General features: G+C 69.4%; 5 protein-coding genes and 1 pseudogene. All 6 read right to left on the bottom strand.

Translation table 11 applies throughout. The features are described 5' to 3' along the window. Positions 1-89 precede the first annotated feature (89 nt). On the bottom strand, positions 90-326 hold the full coding sequence (locus ABZS58_RS50985) for a recombinase family protein (protein WP_354792051.1): 237 nt from the start codon (positions 324-326) through the stop codon (positions 90-92). A gap of 210 nt (positions 327-536) precedes the next feature. After that, the gene (locus ABZS58_RS50980) at positions 537-1682 is read right to left on the bottom strand and encodes a glycoside hydrolase family 16 protein (RefSeq protein ID WP_354792049.1); all 1146 of its coding nucleotides are present in this window, start codon (positions 1680-1682) and stop codon (positions 537-539) included. After that, entirely contained in the window at positions 1682-2929 is a 1248-nt protein-coding gene (locus ABZS58_RS50975; protein ID WP_354792047.1) for a BNR-4 repeat-containing protein, read from the bottom strand. Before ABZS58_RS50975 ends, ABZS58_RS50980 begins: the two co-directional genes overlap by 1 nt. Before the next feature lie 24 nt (positions 2930-2953). Beyond that, positions 2954-3538: a bifunctional 4-hydroxy-2-oxoglutarate aldolase/2-dehydro-3-deoxy-phosphogluconate aldolase gene (locus ABZS58_RS50970; protein WP_354792045.1), complete on the bottom strand. Its 585-nt coding sequence runs from the start codon at positions 3536-3538 to the stop codon at positions 2954-2956. Then, entirely contained in the window at positions 3535-4827 is a 1293-nt protein-coding gene (locus ABZS58_RS50965) for an ABC transporter substrate-binding protein (protein WP_354792043.1), read from the bottom strand. The genes ABZS58_RS50970 and ABZS58_RS50965 overlap by 4 nt, the downstream gene beginning before the upstream one ends. A gap of 28 nt (positions 4828-4855) precedes the next feature. After that, positions 4856-5068, bottom strand: a pseudogene (locus tag ABZS58_RS50960) (carbohydrate ABC transporter permease); the annotation flags it as partial.

Below are 5068 nucleotides of genomic sequence, written 5' to 3'. Positions count from 1 at the left end.
CCCCCGCGCACTCGGCGACATCATCGCCGCAGCGCTCCATCTCACCCACTTCGAATACCGGTACCTACCGCAATCTCGTTGAGATCACCTCAGTGAACGATGATGACGTTCACGTGACCCGCGTGACAATCGGCAAGGAGTCGATCGAAGCCCGGACGCTCGGCGCCGCTGAAGGCCGAGATGCCGATGTCCTCGTAAGTTCCCATCCACTCGGCATCTATCTGGCGGGCACACTGCAGATTGGCGTCGCGCTGAACGGCCGGCGATGCTTCGGACTTGTTCTCACGGCCGCGGGACTGCCGGACATACCCGCCTGCGCGTTGCACAAGATAGGACACACATCGAAATATAGCGCTGTCAGCGAGCCTGATCCGGCGCACCCGGAGCGCATTTCATACCGCCCGTCCGATCCGTATGGACGAACGGATTCGGCGCGCCGGTCGATGGCGCGTACAGGCTGAGCGGAGTTTTGCCTGTCCGTCAGTAACAATGTCTGCTACGCACGTCAACAATCTCCGCTCAGCCCTGCCGGCGGTCTAGATGCGCGTGAACTTCACCGCGTCCGCCCTCGCGCAGCCGCTGCCGGAGCTGGTCAGGGTGACCGGGGTGCCGGTGCCGGCCGGCAGGGCGAAGGTGCCGAGGTCGACCCAGCCGGACGTGCCGGTGGTGCCGTTGACGGTGGTCTGGGTGCCGGCGACGGTGAGCTTGGCCGCCGGGTCGCTGTTGGCGGCCGTCACCTTGTAGTAGGAGACCTTGTAGGTGCCGGCCGCACGGAGGTTGGGGCGCCAGGTCGCCGTGTTCCCACTGGAGTTGCAGGCGGCGTAGCGGGTCGGCGAGCCGGTGGTCCAGCCGGTCAGCGTGGAGGTGGCCCAGGTGCCGGTCTCGCTGTAGCCGTACGCCGCGGGACCGTCGTCGTCGACGTAGTGGTCCTTCTGCCAGTACCTCACGTAGTCGAACTGCACGGCCGACGGCAGTTTCGTCGCGTCGGGGACGCTGCCGTAGGCGATGCTGGTGAGCCAGATGCTGGTGTAGTCGTGCGTCCAGTCGCTCGGCAGGTAGGGCGCGGTGAACTTGAGCACGCCGTCGACGTAGAACTTCGTGCTCGTCTCGGACCAGTCGATGCCGTAGACGTGCCAGTCCCGCGAGTCGACGGTGCCGCTGGTGTACGTGGTGCCGTAGGACTTCCCGGCCGAGACGCCGTTGCCCTTCCAGGTCAGGACGCCGTGGTGGATGCGGGTCGGGCTGATCGAGTCGATCTCGAAGCCGTCGATCTCGGTGCGCTGCGACGCCGGATAGGTGGTGGAGCCGTCGCCGGCCATCAGCCAGAACGAGCTGTGCCAGCCGGCGCCGTCGTTGAGCTTGGCGCGGGTCTCGTAGTAGCCGTACCGCAGCGTCTGCTTGCTGACGACGCCGCCGCCGGTGTAGTCCTTGCCGCCGTACGTCTCCTTCTTGAGGGCGATGCTGAGCGCTCCCCCGCCGACGGAGACGTTCTGCGGGCGCTGCGTGCTGTAGGCCTTGGAGTCGGTGCGGTAGTTCCACTTCGCGGAGTCGAGCGCCGAGCCGTCGAACTCGTCGGAGAAGACGAGCGTGTAGCCGGTGCCGGTGGGGTCGGCGTGGGCGGTCGCCGCCGGGATGAGGGCGGCGGCGGGGGCGAGCAACACGATTGCGAGCAGGCGGCGCATCAGTTCCTCCCGTAGTACAGGCGAAGGTTGGTGAGGTCGACGAGGTAGAGGACGTCGACGCCGGCGCTGGTGCGTTCGACGGCGAAGCGCTGCACGGGGATGCCGGGCGCGACCGCGGCGGCGGTCCAGGTGGTGCCGGGCTTGGTCGCCACGTACATCACCCCGGCGGCGGTGGTGTAGTAGACACGCTTCTGTTCCGCCGGGTGCCAGGTGATGTCGATGGCGGCGCTGGTCTGGGCGGCGGAGTACACCGTGTCGCGGACCCACGTGGCGCCGGAGACGTAGGCGTAGCGGACCATGAAGTTCGTGCCGCTGCGGTAGCGGTAGGCGACCTTCGGGGCGGTGCCGTCGACGGTGAGCTTGGCGCTCTGCACCGCCGGTCCGGTGCCGTCGTTGCCCTGGTACACCTCGCCGGCCTCGAGCGGCTGGATGACGTCGGCGGTGGCGGTGCTGACGGGCACGGTGACCGCGGTGCCGTCGCTGTCGGCGAACGTGCCGCTCGCCGGCTTGTAGAGCAGGTAGCTGAGCTGGTGGCGGAACGCGGTCGCCGGGTACAGGCCCCACTCCCACAGGACGTGCAGGTTGCCGGCGCTGTCGAACTGCAGGTCGTCGGGGTAGACGGCACGGTTGGACGATTCGGCGAACACCGCGACCCTGCTCCAGGTGGAGGCGGCGTTGTTCCAGCGGTACAGCCGGCCTGAACGGGCGGTGGCGCCGTCGAGGCGAGCGATGAGGTACAGGTCGCCGTTCGGCGCGGTGGTCAGCACCGGGTAGGTGACGCCGATCCCCTGGTCCGGCAGGTCACCGGCGTGGTTGGTGGGGTTGCCGCCGACGGTGTCGGAGCGGAAGTAGCGCCAGGCGTTGTTGTGCATGCTGGCGAACACGTGGAAGCGGCCGCTGCCGTCCCGCGCGATCGACGGCTGGTTGTGCCCGACGTCGTCGGTGTACTCGGCCCGGGCGGCGCCGTTCATGACGGGCAGCTTCGTCCAGCCGCCCGAGTTGTCGCGCCGGGCGATCGCGACCCGGTGCGTGCCGGCGGTCGAGCCAGGCTCGTTGAAGGCGAGATACGCGTAGTCGTTGCCGGGGGTGTACGTGTCCAGCGGCGACCACCAGGCCGCCTGGTTGGAGCTGTCGATGCCGTACGGCACGAGGCTGACGGCGGCGGGCGCGGCGTGCACGGCGGTTGCGGGCACGGTGACGAGGGCCGTCGCCATGGCGGTGGCGGCGGCCAGAACGGCTCTGTTCATCTGTCCCTTCCTCAGGGCGGTTGCTCAGGTCCTGCGGAGGACCTCCAGGAGCGGTGGCAGGCCGCCGTCGCGGGTGACGGCGCCGCCGACCCCCAGCGCGCGGGCGCCGGCGGCCAGGTAGTCGGGTGCGTTGCGGGCGTCGATGCCGCCGGTGGCGACGAACTTCGCCTCGGGGAACGGGCCGCGCAGCTCGCGCAGCCAGCCGGGGCCGAGCGCTCCGGCCGGGAACGCCTTGAGCCAGTCGCAACCGGCTTGCAGGGCGTGGTGGACCTCGGTAGGAGTGGCGACGCCGGGCAGGTGCGGGAGCCCGGCGGCGTGGCTGGCGCGCACGACGTCGAGGTCGAGGCCGGGTGCGACGGTGAACACGGCACCGGCCTCGGCCGCGGCCTCGACCTGCGCCGGGGTGCGGACCGTGCCGGCGCCGACCGGGTGCCCCTGTGCGGCGAGCGCCCGCAGGCACTCCACCGCGTCAGGGGTCTGGATCGGCACCTCGACCACGCCGAGCCCGCTGCCCCACACGGCCCGCGCGATGTCGAGGGCGCGCGGGACCGGTACACCTCGCAGGATCGCGACGAGCGGGCGGCCTTCGAGCAGTTCGTCGAACGTCATTTGATGAGGGCGTTCATCCGCTCGCGGGCGGACATGAGGGCGTCCTTCGGGGGTTTCTTGCCGATGAGGATCGACTGGACCTCTTCGGCGAGCACCTTCTCCATCTGCGAGAACTGCGGGTAGATCCAGAACGGGCTGGCGCTGGAGTTGGCGCCGATCTGGCTGGTGAAGTCGGTGGCGAACTTGTCGTTCTTGACGGCGGTGTCGGCGAGGCCGGCGTTCGTGGTCGGCGGCAGGCCCGTCTTCGTGAACCAGGCGATGTTGTAGCCGGCGTCGGTGGTGACGGTCTTGGCGTAGTTCGCGGCGGCGGCCGCGCCGGCGCCGTTCACGACGGCGATGACCTGCCCCCAGGCGAGGTGCCGCGGCTTGTCGCCGCTGTTCTTGACGGGCCGGGCGACGGGGACCATCTTGGCGGCGAGGTCCTTGTCCGGGGAGGATTTGGTGACGGCGGCGCGGCCGCCGATGGCGTCCTCGTAGAAGGCGGTCTTGCCCTGCGACATCAGCGCGCGGGCGTCGACGCGGTTGACGTCGGGCGCGATGAGCTTCTGGTCGTAGAGCTTCTTGTACCAGGTGAGCGCCTCGACGCTGCCGTCGTCGCCGATGACGACCTTGTTGTTCTCCACGATGGGCGAGCCGAACTCCCACAGCCACGGGATGATGTCCTTGAGCTGGTCGACCTTCGTCATCCCGGCCCACGGCACGACCCCGCCGCCGAGGCCCTTGACCGCGGTCAGCGCCGCCTCGAACTCCGCGACGGTCTTCGGGGCGCTCGTCACGCCCGCCTTGGTGAGCAGCTCGTTGTTGCTGATCAGGCCGATGCCCGCGAACGTCCACGGCAGCCCGTACTGCACGCCGCCGGACTGGCCGAGGGCGAGCGCGGCCGGGGCGTAGTCGAGGCCCGCGGCGACGCTTTTCAGGTCCAGGAGCTTGCCGGTGGCGGCGAGGGTGGCCAGCCAGGCGACGTCGAGCTGCACCGCTCCGGTCAGCTGTCCGCCCTGTACCTGCAGCAGCAGCTGGTTGAGGTAGTCGTTGTACGGATACGAAGGAGTGCTGATCTTCGTGCCGGCGTTGGCGGCCGTGTACTTGTCGATCTGGGCCTGGATCGGCTCTTTGGTGACGGCCTCGTTGAACGACCAGCTCGTCAGGGGGAACTCCTTGACGCCGTCGTCCTTCAGGCCTTCGGCGCCGGCGGGGGCAGGGGCGCTGGTCGAGGGGGCGCAGGCGGCGAGGGTGGTGCCGAGCGCGCCGAGGCCGGCCAGTCTCAGCATGTCGCGACGGGAAACAGCCATGGTGGATCTCCTCAGAGGGCGGGGGTGTTCAGCCCTTCACGGCGCCGGCGGTGAGGCCGGCGACCAGATAGCGCTGGAGGATGGTGAAACCGATGACGACGGGCAGGGACACGACCAGCGACGCGGCCATCAGGTCGGGCCAGGCGGTCTCGAACTCGCCGAGGTAGGTGTTGACCAGGCCGGGCGGGAGGGTTTGTTTGTCGGGTCCGGCGAGGGTGAGGGCGAAGATGAAGTCGTTCCA

Source organism: Dactylosporangium sp. NPDC005555 (genome assembly GCF_040605635.1).
Classification (GTDB): Bacteria; Actinomycetota; Actinomycetes; order Mycobacteriales; family Micromonosporaceae; genus Dactylosporangium.
This window is presented reverse-complemented; position numbering and strand designations above follow the sequence as displayed.